Origin of the sequence: Winogradskya humida (genome assembly GCF_016862215.1) — a bacterium.
Lineage (GTDB): Bacteria > Actinomycetota > Actinomycetes > Mycobacteriales > Micromonosporaceae > Actinoplanes > Actinoplanes humidus.
This window is the reverse complement of the sequence record NZ_BOMN01000022.1, coordinates 149,339-164,543: the sequence shown is the minus strand read 5'-3', so window position 1 is coordinate 164,543 and position 15,205 is coordinate 149,339. Positions and strand designations below refer to the sequence as shown.

Annotated in this window: 15 protein-coding genes; 3 read left to right on the top strand and 12 right to left on the bottom strand. The window is 70.7% G+C overall.

Annotated elements, in window-relative coordinates; translation table 11 throughout:
- Window positions 1-34 precede the first annotated feature (34 nt).
- From Ahu01nite_RS09060 to Ahu01nite_RS09050, 3 genes are read left to right on the top strand one after another with little or no spacing between them, the layout of a single operon-like run.
- The gene (locus tag Ahu01nite_RS09060) at window positions 35-250 is read left to right on the top strand and encodes a hypothetical protein (RefSeq protein ID WP_203835986.1); all 216 of its coding nucleotides are present in this window, start codon (window positions 35-37) and stop codon (window positions 248-250) included.
- A complete protein-coding gene (locus tag Ahu01nite_RS09055) occupies window positions 247-1,185 on the top strand; it encodes an LLM class F420-dependent oxidoreductase (protein WP_203835985.1) in 939 nt (312 codons plus the stop codon). Before Ahu01nite_RS09060 ends, Ahu01nite_RS09055 begins: the two co-directional genes overlap by 4 nt.
- A gap of 9 nt (window positions 1,186-1,194) precedes the next feature.
- Window positions 1,195-2,223 (top strand): 5'-3' exonuclease, encoded by a 1,029-nt coding sequence (locus tag Ahu01nite_RS09050; RefSeq protein WP_203835984.1) that lies wholly within the window; start codon window positions 1,195-1,197, stop codon window positions 2,221-2,223.
- Window position 2,224: 1 nt separating this feature from the next.
- Here Ahu01nite_RS09050 and Ahu01nite_RS09045 read toward each other — a convergent pair whose 3' ends face one another.
- The 12 genes from Ahu01nite_RS09045 to Ahu01nite_RS08990 form a co-directional block, all read right to left on the bottom strand.
- On the bottom strand, window positions 2,225-3,286 hold the full coding sequence (locus Ahu01nite_RS09045; RefSeq protein WP_203835983.1) for a hypothetical protein: 1,062 nt from the start codon (window positions 3,284-3,286) through the stop codon (window positions 2,225-2,227).
- Window positions 3,287-3,469: 183 nt separating this feature from the next.
- Window positions 3,470-4,285 (bottom strand): response regulator transcription factor, encoded by an 816-nt coding sequence (locus Ahu01nite_RS09040; RefSeq protein ID WP_203835982.1) that lies wholly within the window; start codon window positions 4,283-4,285, stop codon window positions 3,470-3,472.
- A 310-nt stretch (window positions 4,286-4,595) separates the two neighbouring features.
- The gene (locus Ahu01nite_RS50270) at window positions 4,596-4,943 is read right to left on the bottom strand and encodes an HAD family hydrolase (protein ID WP_344571945.1); all 348 of its coding nucleotides are present in this window, start codon (window positions 4,941-4,943) and stop codon (window positions 4,596-4,598) included.
- A 292-nt stretch (window positions 4,944-5,235) separates the two neighbouring features.
- Window positions 5,236-7,107 (bottom strand): S9 family peptidase, encoded by a 1,872-nt coding sequence (locus tag Ahu01nite_RS09030; RefSeq protein ID WP_203835981.1) that lies wholly within the window; start codon window positions 7,105-7,107, stop codon window positions 5,236-5,238.
- A complete protein-coding gene (locus Ahu01nite_RS09025; RefSeq protein WP_203835980.1) occupies window positions 7,104-8,426 on the bottom strand; it encodes an NAD(P)/FAD-dependent oxidoreductase in 1,323 nt (440 codons plus the stop codon). Before Ahu01nite_RS09025 ends, Ahu01nite_RS09030 begins: the two co-directional genes overlap by 4 nt.
- On the bottom strand, window positions 8,423-8,701 hold the full coding sequence (locus Ahu01nite_RS09020) for a PqqD family protein (protein WP_203835979.1): 279 nt from the start codon (window positions 8,699-8,701) through the stop codon (window positions 8,423-8,425). Before Ahu01nite_RS09020 ends, Ahu01nite_RS09025 begins: the two co-directional genes overlap by 4 nt.
- Window positions 8,682-10,157: a StsB family radical SAM/SPASM domain sactipeptide maturase gene (gene stsB, locus Ahu01nite_RS09015; RefSeq protein WP_203835978.1), complete on the bottom strand. Its 1,476-nt coding sequence runs from the start codon at window positions 10,155-10,157 to the stop codon at window positions 8,682-8,684. The genes Ahu01nite_RS09020 and stsB overlap by 20 nt, the downstream gene beginning before the upstream one ends.
- Window positions 10,158-10,221: 64 nt before the next feature.
- Entirely contained in the window at window positions 10,222-10,485 is a 264-nt protein-coding gene (locus Ahu01nite_RS09010; RefSeq protein ID WP_203835977.1) for a StsA-related sactipeptide RiPP, read from the bottom strand.
- A 95-nt stretch (window positions 10,486-10,580) separates the two neighbouring features.
- A complete protein-coding gene (locus Ahu01nite_RS09005) occupies window positions 10,581-11,585 on the bottom strand; it encodes a methyltransferase (RefSeq protein WP_203835976.1) in 1,005 nt (334 codons plus the stop codon).
- A 13-nt stretch (window positions 11,586-11,598) separates the two neighbouring features.
- On the bottom strand, window positions 11,599-12,786 hold the full coding sequence (locus Ahu01nite_RS09000; protein WP_203835975.1) for a cytochrome P450 family protein: 1,188 nt from the start codon (window positions 12,784-12,786) through the stop codon (window positions 11,599-11,601).
- A complete protein-coding gene (locus tag Ahu01nite_RS08995) occupies window positions 12,783-14,060 on the bottom strand; it encodes a TfuA domain-containing protein (RefSeq protein WP_203835974.1) in 1,278 nt (425 codons plus the stop codon). The genes Ahu01nite_RS09000 and Ahu01nite_RS08995 overlap by 4 nt, the downstream gene beginning before the upstream one ends.
- A complete protein-coding gene (locus Ahu01nite_RS08990) occupies window positions 14,060-15,202 on the bottom strand; it encodes a YcaO-like family protein (protein WP_203835973.1) in 1,143 nt (380 codons plus the stop codon). Before Ahu01nite_RS08990 ends, Ahu01nite_RS08995 begins: the two co-directional genes overlap by 1 nt.
- Window positions 15,203-15,205 lie beyond the last annotated feature (3 nt).

Sequence of the window (15,205 nt, the reverse complement as noted above, 5' to 3'; positions counted from 1 at the left end):
GGAAACTGTCGTACGCCTGGGCCAGGATGTGGGGGTGAGCCTTGGGGTGCATTTCGCCATCGACGAGACGATGACCGGGCGGCTGCGTGCCGCGGACGGGGACGACGAGCGGGTCGCCGAGCTGATCGAGGAGATCGTTCCGGGCCGCACCGGCGGCGGGGCTCCACACACGCGGCCAGGTCGCGGGCGACCGGGGTCACCGGGACGTAGATTGGCCGGTGAACGCTCGTCACCATGGAGGCCGCTGTGACCATCAGGCTCGGATACCAGATCCCGAACTTCACCTATCCCGGCGTGCCCGTCGAAGACCTGTTCGACACCGTGATCGCGCAGGCCCGCGAGGCCGAGGCGGCCGGGGTCGACACCGTGCTGCTGATGGACCACTTCTACCAGCTGCCCGGCATCGGCACGCCCGACAACCCGATGCTCGAGGCCTACACCGCGCTGGGCGCGCTCGCCACCGCCACCACGAAGGCGCAGCTCGGGACGCTGGTCACCGGGAACACGTACCGTCATCCCGCCGTGCTCGCCAAGACTGTCACCACGCTCGACGTGGCGTCCAAAGGGCGGGCGATCCTCGGCATCGGCGCCGGGTGGTACGAGCTCGAGCACGACGACTTCGGCATCGAGTTCGGCAGCTTCACCGACCGGTTCGAGAAGCTCGAGGAGTCGCTGACCATCATCACCGGGATGCTCAAGGGCGAGCAGCCGACGTTCGAGGGTAAGTGGTACACCAGCCGCAACGCCATGAACAACCCTCGGATCCGGCCCACCATCCCGATCATGCTCGGCGGCAGCGGCGAGCAGAAGACGTTCCGGCTGGCCGCGCGGTTCGCCGACCACATGAACATCATCTGCGCCCGCGAGGACATCTCCCGCAAGATCGCCGTCCTGAAGCAGCGCTGCGAGGAGATCGACCGCGACCCGGCGACGCTGCCCACCACCTGGCACGCCACCGTCGTCATGGCCGAATCCGAGGGCGAGGCCAAGGAACTGCTCCTGCGCCTGCCCGAGGCCCGCCAGGCCATCGCCTTCGTCGGCACCCCCGACCAGGTCACCGAGCAGATCCAGCGCGATGTGCTCGACCAGGGCGTCGACGGCCTCACCTTCAACCTCATCCCCAACGGGTACGTCCCCGGCGCCGTCACCATGGCGGGTGAAGCCCTGAAGCGGCTCGTGGCCTAGGCTCTTGCGGTGCCCGAACTCCCCCTGCTGCTGGTGCTCGACGGCAACAGCCTGCTGCACCGCGCGTACCACGCCGGGGCCGGGGACGGCTGGGTCGATCAGGCCGGACGCCCCGTCTGGGCACTGCGCGGGCTCGTCGGCTACATCGCCCGGGCCGCCGCCTACCTGCGGCCCGACGCGCTGATCGTGGGATTCGACTGCCCCCACGACTCGGCGCGCCGGGCCGACTACCCCGCGTACAAGGCGCACCGCCCCGACAAGGCCGCCGACCTGGCCGAACAGATCCTCGGCGCCCCTGACCTGCTGCGGGCCGCCGGCATCCACACCGTCGTCCCGCCCGCCTACGAGGCCGACGACATCCTCGCCAGCTCCGCCGCGACCGCCACCGCCGCCGGCTGGCGCTCGGTGCTCATGACCAGCGACCGCGACGCGTTCGCCCTGATCAACGAGACAACATCCGTGCTCCGCGTACGCAACGGGGGCTTCGACGAGGCCGTCCTCGTCGACCAGACCGGCCTCACCGAGCTGTGCGGCGTCGAATCCTGGCAGTACCGCGACTACGCCGCCCTGCGCGGCGACCCGTCCGACAACCTGCACGGCGTACGCGGCTTCGGCGAGGCCACCGCGGCACGCCTGCTCGCGGCGTTCGGCTCGATCGACACGGTGTGGGCGGCGCTCGACGCGGGCCAGGACCACCTCGTCCGCGACGCTGTCGGCGAGAAGGCGACGGCGCAACTCGGGGCTGAGGGCGTACGGTCCATCGTGGAGCGCAACCAGCGACTCATGCAGATGCGCACCGACCTGCCCGTTCCCGATCCTGGCTCGGCGCGGTTGCCGTTGAATCTCGCCACGATGCGGGGAGCGCTGCGGGCCCGCGGGATCAACCTGGGGCCGTCACTGTGGGCCCTGACCGGCAGCCTGCCCCCGCAACGCGAGGAACGCGACGAAGATCCGATCCCCGACCTGCGGCCGTGGGTGTTCCGGCGGGGCCTGAGCGGGCGGCGGGATCCCACGCCCGGGCAGCTGTCGCTGTTCTAACTCAATGGATCGTGCGCAGGTCAAGGCTGTGCCGCACGAACGTCTCCAGGTTGCCGGTGGACCAGGACAACACGCCGTTCCGGTACGCGATCTGGCCGGCGTCCGGGCTGACCTGCACCGTACGGTGGGTCGCGATCTCGTACATCAGCAGCTCGGCATTGCCCGTGAGCTCGGAGTTCGCGTCGATCCGCACGAAGATCTCAAACTTGCCCAGCGGCGCGACGTCGACGATCTCCGTGTTCGCGGTGTCCCCCGCGACGTCGACCCGGGCGCTGCCGTCGGGACGCATCAGCTCGATCCTGCTGTAACCGTCCTCGTCCAGCGACACCACCTGACACCAGGTCGGGCTGCAATCGGTTGCCGCCTTACGCGTCGTCTTGACCTTGACGTCCTGCCCCGTGACAAGGTTACGCAGGGTGGTCGCGCCGGTCGTGCTGGTTGCGCCGTCCACCAGCCAGGGCCAGCCGGTGAACCGCCATGAGCCGGGCTCCGGGCGTACCTCAACGGGCCCGCCTTGAAGCGCAACCGACCGTACTTCCGTGGTGTCCCGCGGGCCGCTCGCCACCCAGCGGAACCGGCCGTCGGCTATGACCAGGTCGTTGTCGGAGCGGTAGAACCTTGCCAGGCCGGTGTCCGCCGTGACCTGCCGGACCGCGCCGGTCTTGAGGTCGGCCATCCAGAGCTGGAGGCCGCCCTTGTCCGTGCGCTCGAACCAGCCGAGGGTGCCGCCTGCGACGCTCACGCTCTGGAATGACGGGTTTGCGGTGCTGGGGAGGGTGCGGAGGACCTTCTCGGTTTTCGTCCGGATCAGTAGGCGTAGTGACTTGCCGTCGGGGGTGGGCGCGGTGCCGACCGACGTGTTCGCGTCGAGGAACAGGGTGGGCTCGTAGGCGGTTTTGTCCGGGAGCGTTGCCGGGAGTGCGGCCTTGCTCGCCGTCGGCCACGCCACGGACAAAGGTGCCGGGGCTCCGGTCTTGCCCTGCGCGGCGGGCGGCAGGGCCAGGAGCAGGGTTCCCGCTGCCAGAGCGGAGATCAGTCCCGCGTACGCCCGCACTCGTTCCACATCCCATTGATACGCGCCCGAGGTTTCTTCGGTTGAGCCGGGGCGCACTTGGTCTTGGTCGTCCTAGGAGGCTGGGTCAATTATTGCAGCTGGCTTGCCTGCTGCTGGTCGTGGAGGCTGGGCCGGCTGACGGTTCGTGCCCGGCTCAGCCTCCACGATTTCACTCTTGAGGGGCGTGCCGGTTCACTCTTGAGGGGCGTGCCGGCTGTCTGCGGCGGGGGCGAGCTCCTCGCCGGTGCGGGTGGAGTCGGCGCCGGGGTCGATCCGGTAGCCCACCCCGGGCGCCGTGGCGATCAGCCAGGGGGTACCGAGTCGTTTGCGCAGGGCTGAGATGGTGACCTTGACGGCGTTGGCGAGCGGGTCGGCGTCGTCGCCCCAGGCCCGCTCGAGCAGCTCGCCGGCGGGGACGGCATCCCCTTCGGCGGCGACGAGGATCTCGAGCACGGCGAACTGCCGGCGGGTGAGCGCGATCCGGCGCCCGTCACGGACGGCCTCACGGTGGAACGGGTCCAGTCGCAGCCCGGCGGTCTCGCGAACCGGGGGCCGCACCGGCGTACGTTCGCTGTCGAGCGCCCGCAGCCGCAGCACGAGCTCCCCGACGGCGAACGGTTTGACGAGCTCGAACGGCGCGGCAGGCCCGGACGATGCGGCAGGCCCGGACGAATTGGCAAGCTCGGACGAATTGGCAAGCTCGGAAGGTTTCGCAAGCTCGGACGGGTCGGTGAGCTCGGACGCGGCGAGTTCGGACGGGCCGGTGAGCATGAGGTACGGCATGCCGGTGCCGGAGGCTGCGATTCGCTGGGCGATCTCGTCGCCGGAGGGGCCGCGGGTGCCGCGGGTGTCCCGGTCGAGGACGGCGAGGTCGTAGGAGTTGACGCTCAGCAGTTCCAGGGCGCGGGCGCCGTCGCCGGCGATGTCGGCGTCGATCGCCTCCAGCCGCAGGCCGTCACGAACGGTTTCGGCAAGGTTGGAATCGTCTTCCACGATCAGCACGCGCATGCCATCAGCCTATGGGGCCAGGTGGGCACGGTTCGCGGGCCGGGTGGGTGGCATGGCCAGGTGGGCGGCACAGCCAGGTGGGTGGCACGGCCGGGTGGGTGGCACGGCCCGGGCGAAACGCTCCGGCTGGGCGGGTGGCAAGCGTTGGGATCAGGGCGTGCGGAGGTGGAGTTGCCCCGTGTTACGACGTCGGTGCTTGCTGTGGTCGCGGGCGGGGGAATGTGTTTTGTTCGGTTCAATAAATTGCGGTGTTTGACAGGGGTGGCCGCAGATTATGCGTGGGCAGGACTTGATCGTGCAACATCTGGTCTCACGATGACCGGCCTATTCCAAGGATTATGTCCTTCAGGTCGAGCAGGGTTTTGATGCGATAGTCGGCCCGCGAGAAGTCATGTGTTCTGGTGAAGTCGTTGTGGACGATGGCGCAGTCGATGCCGGCTGCCACTGCTGAGTTCAGACCTCGGGCGGAGTCCTCTATGACGAGGGTTTCTTCTCTGGTGGCGCCGAAACGGTTCAGGCCGGTCAGGTAGGGCTCGGGGTGGGGTTTGGCGTGGTTGTAGTCTTCGCGGACCAGGACGAAGTCCATGAATTGTCTGATGTGGCGGTTCTGGTGGATGAGCTCGAAGTCCGCGCGCTTTGCCGTCGTGACGATGGCCATGCGGGCATGTTGTGACAGTTCGGTGAGGGCGTTGATGACGCCGTTGATTTCAATGGATTCTGTTCTCAGATATTGCCGGTTACGCCGATGTCCGCTAAGGCTCGCGCGCCGGCTCGGTAATACCAGAGTTCGGTGTCCACCAGCACACCGTCGTGGTCGAGGAGTAGGTACTTCTTGCCCGGCACCGGTCCATTCTAGAGGAGGGACTGGACCAGGAAGACGGGCCAGATCAGGGCTTTGAGGATGCCCAGGAGGGCGGGCCAGAAGGCGTTCGCTTCGGCGATGTAATGGATCAGGGCGCCGATGAGGCCGAGGCCGTAGACGATGTCTCCCCCACCGCGGGGGGTGTTCCAGGAGCGCATGGGGGGCCTTTCGGGGACAGGTGGGTGGCGAGGAAGCGTTCTACGGCGGTGTAGTAGGTCTGGCGGTTGTGGGGGCGGGCGAGGCCGTGGCCTTCGTCGGGGAAGAGGAGGTATTCGTGGGGCAGGCCTTTGTGGCGGAGGGCTTCGACGATCTGTTCCGCTTCTGATCGGGGTACGCGGACGTCGTTGGCGCCCTGGGCGATCAGGATGGGGATGGTGATGTCGTTGATGCGGGACAACGGGGAACGGGCCCAGAGCATGTCCGCGTCGAGTTCGGGGTCGCCTACCTGGGCGTACATGAAGGCGGTGAGGGGGGTTCGGTAGGGGGCGCCGGCGGCGAGCATCGTCAGCAGGCTCGACGGGCCGCACAGGTCGATGGCGCAGGCGAAGACGTCGGGGGTGAAGGCCGCTCCGGCCAGGGCCGCGTAGCCGCCGTACGAGCAGCCCATGATCGCCACCCGGGCCGGGTCGATCGCGCTGGTGGTGGTCAGGTGGGTGACCGCGTCGAGCAGGTCGGTGTGCATGGCGGCGCCCCATTGGCGGGCGCCGAGGTTGCGGAAGCGTTTGCCGTAACCGGTGGAGCCGCGATAGTTGACCTGGATGCAGGCGTAGCCGCGGTTGGCCAGGAGCTGGGCTTCCTCGTCGAAGCCGAAGAAGTTGCGGGACCAGGGGCCGCCGTGCACGTTGACGACCGCGGGCACCGGGCCGGAGCAGTTCAAGGGCCAGGTCACATACCCATGCACGGGTACGCCGTCCCGCGCGGTGAACGTGAACGGTTCCATCCGAGCGAGCTCGTACGCGTCGAGGGCGGGCTGGTGGTTGAACAGGTACGTCAGCTGTTCACGGGACGGGTCGTAGACGTAGTAGAGCAGCGGGCCCGCACCGGTGACGGCGGTGATCGTCCAGACGGGGGCGGCGCGGTCGGCGTACACCTCGGCATCAAGGTGGTGAAGGGCCGTTGTGATGCGGTCGAGGTCCTTGGCGTAGGTCTCGTCGAGGAAGAGGCGCTCGTCGCGGTCGCCGGCGAAGATGACCGCCTGGGGGACGCCGGTCTCCGGGTGGACCTCGACCTGGCGGATGTCGTGGACGGGGTGTTCGGCCAGCAGCGTGTGGGTGCCCGTGGCGACGTCGACGGCGAAGAGGCGGCTGGCGTTGGCGTCGATCGACGACTGCAGGTAGTACGTGCTGCTGTCGGCGGAGAAGCCCAGGACGCGGGTGGTCATGACGTCCTCGTAGGGCACCTCGAGGACGGTGTCGTCGACGTGGATCGTCAGGCTGCCGTCCGGGTGCATGCGGGTGCCGCCGCGCACGTTCAGGTCGGCGTCGATGATCCAGCTCAGATAGCCGGGGTTCGTGGCCACCTCGGTGAGCTCGGCGGTGGCCAGGTCGAGGCGGTAGACGTCGTGCAGGTTCGGGCGGTTCCTGTTGAGTCCGAGCAGGATCGTGCCCGGGTGGCGGCGGTTGTGCGTGAGGATGCGGGCCTGGACGCCGTCGAACGGGGTCGCGCAGCGTTCCGCGCCGGTCGCGAGGTCGACCAGGTAGAGCCGCCAGCTCTCGTCGCCGTCGCGGTCGCGCAGGTGGAACAGGGTGCGGTTGTCGTGGCACACGCCGAAGAGCCGGATGCCGCGGCCGCGGTCGTCAGTCACCGGGGTCGCCGCGCCGGGGTCGCCGACCGGGGCGGTCCAGACGTTCATCACACCCTCGTGCGGGGCGAGGAAGAACAGGCTGCGGCCGTCCGGGGAGACCTCAGGCTTCAGGTATGCCGGGTTGCCGAACAGCACCTCGTGCGGGATCACGGTCATGTCGCCCTCCCCATTGCCGAGTACCAGTCGCCGAGCCGGGGGAACTGCGCCACCGCGTCACCGGTGCTGAGCAGCGGCGGCGGGGGCCCGGCGAGGGTGCGAAGGCCGCCGGTCGCCGGTTCGAGCAGGGTCTGGTCGCGGAACAGCTCGCCGATCAGGGCCGGGCTGCCGAGCAGGGACCGGCCGATCAGGGCACGCAGGGGCGCCGGGACCGTGGCGGGGGCCGGGCGGTCCTTCGCCACCGCCATCTGCCAGGCCCGGTCCGCCTCCGCGGCGACGGCTTGCTGCAGGGCCGGGGCCGCGTGCAGGCCGTGCTCGGTCAGGGCGCCGTCCAGTCGCAGGGCGCTGAGCGCGGCCACCGACATGCCGAGCGAGTAGACCGGGTTCGTGGCCACCAGCGCGTCGCCGAGGACGAGGAAGCCCCCGGTACGGCGGCGTTCGAAGTGGCGGCGGCGGTTGGCGGTGGCGCGGTACGGGCGCGGGGGGCCGATCGGGCGTGCGCCGGCCAGGACGTCCGCGACGATCGGTGAGCCCAGGGCGGCCAGGCATGCCGTGAAGCCGGCCGCGTCCACGGGTGGGGTGTTGCCGCGGGTGCCGGTCAGGGTGACGATCCAGCGGCCCCGCTCGATCGGGAACAGGGTCGCGCCGTGACCCTCGCGGCCTGCGGTCGTCCGGGGGTGCAGCATGATCGCGGGCATGCCCCGGCTGAGACCGGCCGGGGCCTGATAGACCCGGGTGGAGTACGCGAGCCCGGAGTCCACCACCGTCTCCTCGACCCCGGGCAGCCGGCGCCCTGCAGGGGAACGCCGTCCGGTCGCGTCGACCACCAGGTCCGCGGGGAGTTCCTCGGTCCGCCCGTCCGGCCCGGTGACCACCACACCCGTGACCCGGCCGGCGGCGGTGATGAGGCGCAGGGCTCGGTGGCCCTCGCGGACGGTGATGCGAGGGTCGGTCAGGGCCCGGGCGCGGAGGACGTGGTCGAGGAGCCAGCGGCTGCACGAGATCGCGAACGCGCCGGTCTCGTGGCGGCGGAACCAGCCGTCCGCGCTGAGGATCAGGGCGTCGCCGGTCAGGCCGCGCCGGTGCGCGCCCGCCGCCAGCAGCGCGGCGACCGTGCCGGGGATCAGCTCGTCGAGCGCCCGCGCTCCCCCGGTGACCAGCACGTGGTTGTGGTGGGCCTGCGGCACGCCGGGCCGCGCTCCCGGGGTCTGCGGGTAGTGGCCGCTCTCGATCACGGTCACGGTGCCGGCGTGACCGGCGAGCACCCGGGCCGCCAGCACCCCGGCGAACCCGCCCCCGAGCACGACGGCCGAGGTCATGAGGGTTGGTCCTCCAGCAGGCCCTGGCTGAGCATCGAGGCCACGAAGGTCTGGACCTCGGTGCGGATGCGGGCGGCGATCGCGGCGTTGCCGCCGGCGAACAGCAGCGCCAGCCGGGAGCCGACCGACGCCGGGTCGCCGCCGTCGGCGAGGAGGACCCAGATCTGGGCCGCGGTGGCGTTCAGCGTACGGAAATCGCCGGTCTCGGTGTGGTAGAGCGAGACGCCGTCGGCCGTCTCGTTCCAGATGACGGATTCACTGATGTGCAGGGACACTGCCCGACCTCCTCGGTACCGGCATGATGGGGATCAGCGCGCCGGTGCGGATCACCGGCGGCGGCTTGGGAACGTAGGTCTTCCACTGGTCGTACGCCTCGTGCACGGCACCGCCGCCGACCATCCGCGGGACGGTCATCGCCTCGTCGTCCGCGGCGATCTCGGCGCGGCTGACCCCGGACTCCTGCCACAGCTGGGTGACCACGCCGTGGCGCAGGATCCGGCAGAAGTGCCGGTCGTTGCGCCGCAGGTCGCCGGAGAGCGACATGTGCGTGGCCCGGCAGCCGCCGCCGCAGTTCGACTTGATGTAGCACTTCGCGCAGTCCTCGTGGAACTCGCCGCCGAAGACCGTGCTCCGGCGCATCGCCGCGAGCACCGGGCTGGCGAAGATGTCCGCCAGCGGTTGGGTGCGGATGTTGCCGGCGTGCTCGGCCTTGCCGGTGACCAGCTTGCAGGGGTAGATGTCGCCGAGCGAGTTGATGTAGATCTCGTTGCCGCCCATCCCGCAGTTGCCGCTGACCGAGCAGGGGCTCACCGGGCGCGGGCCGTCCGGGCGCAGGGTGCCGGCTATCGGCGAGGTCCAGACGAGTTGCTGCACCCGCAGGTGGTCGTTCCAGCCGAAGTCGTAGTTGTCACTGGCCCCGCGGCCGATCTCGTTGTGGTTCATCAGCCGCACGCTGTGCACGTCCAGCCCCTGGATGAACTCCGCGAACTTCTCCAGCTCGCCGATGCTGTCGGAGGTGACGATGTGGTTGATGCGCGGTGTCACCCCCGCGGCGTTGAGCATCCGCAACGCCTTGTGGGTCTTGGCGAACGTACCCTTGCCGCGGGTCTTGTCGTGGGTCTCGGCGGTGCTGCCGTCCACGCTGACCGTGACCGAGTTGAACAGCTCGGCGAAGCGCCGGGCGATCTGCGGGGTACGGATCATCGTCGCGTTGGTGATCACGTTGGCCAGCAGTCCCTGGGCCCGGGCGTGGGCGACGATCTCGAAGAGGTCCTTGCGCAGCATCGGTTCGCCGCCGGTGAAGACGATGGTCTTCGCGCCGAACTCGGCGATCTGGGTCACCAGGTCCAGGGACTCGGCGGTGGTCAGCTCGTTCGGCAGGCACTTCTCCGAGGACGCGTAACAGTACGGGCAGCGCAGGTTGCACCCGTCGGTGATCGCGTAGTACGCCATGTTGAGCGGCGACTCGTTGGCGGTGATCGTGGGCCGGTGCCCGTTGTAGTAGACGATCCAGCTGAGGATGAACTTGGCGAGGGCCTTCTCGGTCTCCTGCGCGGTCTCCAGCGGTGCCCCGGTGGCCAGCGCCTCGAGCACCCGGAATTCCGCCGGCGTCAGGACGCAGCGGGCCCCGACCGCCGGGTTGATCACAAGATGGTCGTCGCCGTGCACGAAGTACGTCAGGTCCTTCGGCACGTCGAACAATGAGCGGTTGCGAACCAGATGCCCGCGCATGATGTCTCCTTCGCCGGTTCGGCGCCGGCGTGGCCCGCTGGCCACGCCGGCGCACGGGGTCGAGCTAGTTGGCCGCGCCGGACCCCGACCAGATCGCGCAGGCGCACAGCATCGCGGCGTCGAAACCCTGCTCTGCCGCCTCGGGGGTGGACCATTCCTGGGAGTGCGCCGCGACGTCGGGGAACAGCGCCACGAGCCGGCTCTTGGTGGAGATGAGGACCTCGGTCTCCTGCTGGGTCAGGCTGCCGTAGAACTCCTCGAGCTCCGGCGACATCTGGCCGCCGATGATGCCGGCTTCACGCAGTGCCTCTACCGAGTTGTAGGACATGGCCTTTTCCTTTCGCTGTGGGAAATAGCGGGGATAGGAGAAGAATGCTGGCTCGTATTACCGTCGCACAACCCCACGAATGTGGGGTCGGACAATCAACACGGAATGGCGGCGAGAATACGCGTGGGAGTGGCGCCGAGCGGTTCGGTAATGGCGGAAAGGGCGAATCCGGAGGCGGCCAGAAGCGCGCGGTATTCGGCTGCCGTGCGTTCCTGGCCGCCGGTGAGCACGAGCATGGCGATGTCGCTCATGACCGCGGCCGCGGCGCCTGGACCGGCGCCGGGCGCCACCACGGGTTCGAGCACGAGCAGGCGGCCGTCCGGGGCTATCGAGCGGCGGCAGTTGCGCAGGATCGTGACGCACCGCCGGTCGTCCCAGTCGTGCAGGATGCCCTTGAGCAGGATCAGGTCGCCCTCGGGGACGGTGTCGAAGAAGTCGCCGGGGGTGATCGTCCAGCGTTCCGGGGGTGCGGCACGGCGTAACGTCGGTGCTGCCCGGGCCGCGCCTTCCGCGCTGTCGAGCAGGACGCCGTGGGCGTCCGGGGCCGCGGCGAGGACGGCGGCGAGCAGGGTGCCGTTGCCGCCGCCGATGTCGACCACCGTGCGGGCCGCGCGGACGTCGTACGCCCGGACGAAGTCACCCGCCACCTCCCCCGTCCCCGCGCCCATCGCGGTGTTGAACAGGGTGGACAGTCCCGGATCCCCGGCGAGGTGGTCGAAGAGCGGATGCCCGTGGGCGTGCTCGAACGCCGAGCCGCCGGAGCGGACCGCGTCGGTCAGCGACCCCCAGGCCCGCCACATCGCCGGGTCGCCGAGCATCAGCAGCGCGGCGTGCAGCGACCCGGGATGCCCGGGGCACAGCGGCCGGCCCAGGTCGGTGAGGGCGTACCCGGCGGGTGTCTGCCCGATCACCCCGAGGACGGTGAGCGCGCGCAGGAGCCGGCCCAGTCCTGCCTGGTCGCACGAGGTCTCGACGGCGAGCTTCTCCTGCGGCAGCGGTCCCGCTTCGAGGGCTTCCGGGATGCCGAGCCGCACGGCGGTGTGCAGGATCTGCGAGGTGGCGTAGCCGAAGGCCATCCGGGTCAGCGGCGTGTAGGTCATGACACGGGACCCTTCATGTCAGATGTACGGGCAGGTGGCGTACGCCGTGCAGGAACAGATCCGGCGTCCACCGCAACGCGGACAGGTCACCGGCCGGGCGCAGCGCGGGGAACCGCCGCACGAGCGTGCCGACCGCCGTCCGGGCCTGCATCCGGGCCAGGGCCGCGCCGAGGCAGAAGTGGATGCCGTGGCCGAAGCCGAGGTGCCGGTTCGGGGTACGCCCGATGTCGAACACGTCCGGGTCCGCGAACACCGCCGGGTCCCGGTTCGCCGCGAGCAGCACCGGCACCACGGCGTCGCCGCGCGGGACGATCGTGCCGCCGATCTCCACGTCGGCCAGCGCGTACAGCAGGCCGGTGTGCCCAACCGGCCCGTTGAACCTGATGACCTCCTCGACACACGACTCGAGCAGGCCGGGGTCCGCGCGCAGCCGGGCGAGCTGGTCCGGGTGGCGAAGCAGTTCCAGCACCGCGTTGCCGATCAGGTTCACGGTGGTCTCGTCGCCGGCGAGCAGGAGCTGGAAGACCGCCGCGATCTGCTCGGGGCGGCTGATCGGGGCGAGGGCGAGCTGGGACAGCAGGTCGTCGCCGGGGGTCTTACGGCGCTGGGCGATGACCTTGGCGAGGTGGCTCGCGAACTCCAGGCCCGCGCGCTGGATGCGGGCCGGGTCCTCGCTGCGGCTCATCTCGTCGCTCCACCGGCGCAGCGACGCCCGGTCCTCGACCGGGAAGCCGAGCAGCTCCGCGACAACCAGCACCGGCAACGGCAACGCCAGCCCCTCGATGACGTCTACGACGCCGCCCTCTCCCCATGAGGGGTCGTCGATCAGTTCGCCGACGATGCGGGTGATGTGGTCGTCGATCGCGGCGACGGTGCGGGCGCCGAACGCGGGGGTGATCAGCCGCCGCAGCCGGGTGTGGTCGGGCGGGTCGAGGTGGAAGACGTTGCGCCGCAGCATGGCCAGGGGGTCGGCGGTCGCCCGGCGGTGCGTGGCGGCGAGCCCGGCCGGCAACCGGTCGAGCTGACGCCCGAGGTCCGGGTGGTGCAGCGCGGCCTGCACGTCCGCGTACCGGGTGAGGTACCAGAACGTTCGACCGCTGACCGGTGTCACGTGGCGGTGGACGGGCGCCTCCTCGCGCATGCGCCGCAACATCGGGTGCGGATCAGCACGGAGGCCCGGGTCGAACAGGGTCGCCGTCATCGGGTGCCCCGGCGGCTCATGTCGTACGCGAAATAGCGCCGCACCGCGCCACCCAGCTCCTCGGGAGAGCTGAATCCCCGCCGGGCCATCTCGACCCGCGGTGCCGTGCCGGGTCCACGCCAGTGCCGCAGGAACAACTGCGCGCACACCGCGGGCGGCGGGACAGCCACCCGGAACCGGGCCTGCTCGGCGGCCTCATCGGCCCGGACCACCAGGTCGCACCATTGATCCCAGCGTTCCGAGCCCCGCAGGGCCTCGAGGACGGCGGGCCGCCAGTCGGAGCTGTGCCACACCGGCCACACCCGCACGAGGACCTGCGTGATCCGCTCGGCCGGGGGCAACCGGACCATCTCGGCGTCGGTCAGCCAGCCGGCGAGGGCGTCGGGCAGGGGATCGTCAACACCCAGCTTCGCGTACGCGTATTCCGCCGTACTCGTCCCCCCGGCAGCCGCGAACCCGTCGAGCAACCCGGTCAGCACCCGCTCGTGGACCTCCGGGTAGCCGTCGTCGAAGAGCCGCGCGGCGGTGAGGACGTCCAGGTCGGACATCCAGCGGCCGGGGGCGTACTCGCGGCGCGTACGCCGGTCGAGGGCCTGATGCTCGGCGATCACCGCGAACGGGACCGCCTGGTGTACCGCCGGAGTGACACCCGGAGCGGCGGCCACCCGCAGTGCCGCGAGGGCGTCGCGGCGTTTCAGGTCCCACTCCCCCGAGCCGATCCGGTGCTCCAGGGCGAGCAGCGCGACCCGGTCCGGCTCCTCGACGGCGGCGGCGAGCTCGGCCCACGTACGGTCCATGAACGGCATGGCCTTGGCCGCCGCGACGATCCGCGGGCCGAACCCGCCCTCGTCGCAGCCGTACCGCAGGTTGACCAGGGCGACCGTCCGCGCGGGATACCCGAGCTCGGCCGGTCCGTGCAGCATGCCGACCTCGTCGTCGCCGTCGATGCGCCCCGAGCGGTACATCTCGTAGACATCGCCGACGCCGTGCATGCCGCAGGGTGCGAGCTCCGCGGCCCGCAGCGCACCCATGCTGGCCGCGCCGAGCACGCGGACCCCGGCGTCGATCAGGCGCAGGATCTCCTTGTGCCCGACCGAGCGCCGTTCCCGGAAGTAGCCGTCGATCAGCACGGCCACGTCACCGGGCCGCCAGTCGCGGGCGAGCAGGTCGCCGCGGGCCGCCGGGGGCCGGATCTCGGCTGCCGGGAGGACGCGGTGGATGTCGGTGGCGGAGATGGTCGGCCCGGCGTAGACGACCACGGTTGCGGGAGTCACTACAGCACCTCCGTGGTGACGCGGCTGCCCGGAGCTATGACCTTGACGACCGGCACGCCGATCTCGGCGCGGGTCAGCTCGGCGACCAGCGGCGGGTGACCGAACGCGGCGGTGGCCACGGCGGTGACATGGACGAGGTCTTCCAGCAGGCTCTCGTGCCGGACCGGGGGCGCGAGCAGATCACGCAGGCCGGCGGCGGTGCCGGCGGGTTCCCGGCGGCGCTTCGACCCCGCGTCGTCGATGTCGTCGTGCAGGTCGTCGCGGGCACCGGCGATGTAGCTGAGCCGGGTCTGCGCCGCCTCGGTGACCGCCCGGGTCAGCGCGATCTCGGGGTCCAGGTGGCAGCCGAAGCCGAACATGGCCGCCGGGTAGTCGTCGCAGGCCAGCCACGCGAGGAAACACGGCAGGCCGGTGGGGGACGCGAGCAGGCGGACCTCGAGGGTGACGCCGGCCCGGTCGATCAGCTCGCTCAGCCCGTCGGCCACCGCCGAGCCCAGGCTCTCCGGCGCGACACGGACGCCGGGGACGCCGCTACCGGCGAGGGCCGCCGTGACCGCGTCGCGTTCGATCACCTCGTAGAGGCCGTGCAGGGTGGCCTCGACGACGGTGTTGCCGCTGGCCAGACCGTTGGTGGAGGACAGGAATGCGGGCGGGTGCCAGCCGTCGCGGCGCTGCAGGGAGAGGCCGACGACATCGACGGGTACGAGGGTCAGCGCGCCACCGTCGAGCGAGCGCGCCGGCACCCAGTCGAGGGGCAGCCCGTCGTGCAGAACGCTGGGGACGCTGGGGGTCAGGGCGTACACGTCGTAGGTGAGCCGGTGGGCGACCTCGCGCGGGCTCGCCGTCAGCTCCGCGGTCAGCGGCTGCTCGGCGTGCCAGATCTCCACGGACTCCATCACCGCGGAGAGCCTGGCCAGCTCCGGGGTCACGCCCTTGCCCTGCGACACGGCCAGGGTCGCGGACAGCGGCCGGACCGCCTGGAACGTGGGGATCCCGATGGTGTCGAGCCGGGTGATGTCGGCGACCCGCGTGACACCGACGATCGCGGCGGCCCGCTCCGCCATGACGAAGGTCTCCGCGGGCGGCCGGGCCCGATCGGTGCCGGGCAGCCGTACTTTCCGCTGGTCGGTCTCGGTTCGCATGTG

Bases quoted from the DNA above. Each gene is read 5' to 3' on its own strand.
- Ahu01nite_RS50270 (WP_344571945.1), bottom strand. From the start codon at position 4,943: ATGGCCATCGTCACGACGGCAAAGCGCGCGGACTTCGAGCTCATCCAC.
- Ahu01nite_RS09010 (WP_203835977.1), bottom strand. From the start codon at position 10,485: ATGTCCTACAACTCGGTAGAGGCACTGCGTGAAGCCGGCATCATCGGC.
- Ahu01nite_RS09000 (WP_203835975.1), bottom strand. From the start codon at position 12,786: ATGACGGCGACCCTGTTCGACCCGGGCCTCCGTGCTGATCCGCACCCG.
- Ahu01nite_RS08990 (WP_203835973.1), bottom strand. From the start codon at position 15,202: ATGCGAACCGAGACCGACCAGCGGAAAGTACGGCTGCCCGGCACCGAT.
- Ahu01nite_RS09030 (WP_203835981.1), bottom strand. From the start codon at position 7,107: ATGACCGTGATCCCGCACGAGGTGCTGTTCGGCAACCCGGCATACCTG.
- stsB (WP_203835978.1), bottom strand. From the start codon at position 10,157: ATGCGCGGGCATCTGGTTCGCAACCGCTCATTGTTCGACGTGCCGAAG.
- Ahu01nite_RS09025 (WP_203835980.1), bottom strand. From the start codon at position 8,426: ATGACCTCGGCCGTCGTGCTCGGGGGCGGGTTCGCCGGGGTGCTGGCG.
- Ahu01nite_RS09040 (WP_203835982.1), bottom strand. From the start codon at position 4,285: ATGCGCGTGCTGATCGTGGAAGACGATTCCAACCTTGCCGAAACCGTT.
- Ahu01nite_RS09005 (WP_203835976.1), bottom strand. From the start codon at position 11,585: ATGACCTACACGCCGCTGACCCGGATGGCCTTCGGCTACGCCACCTCG.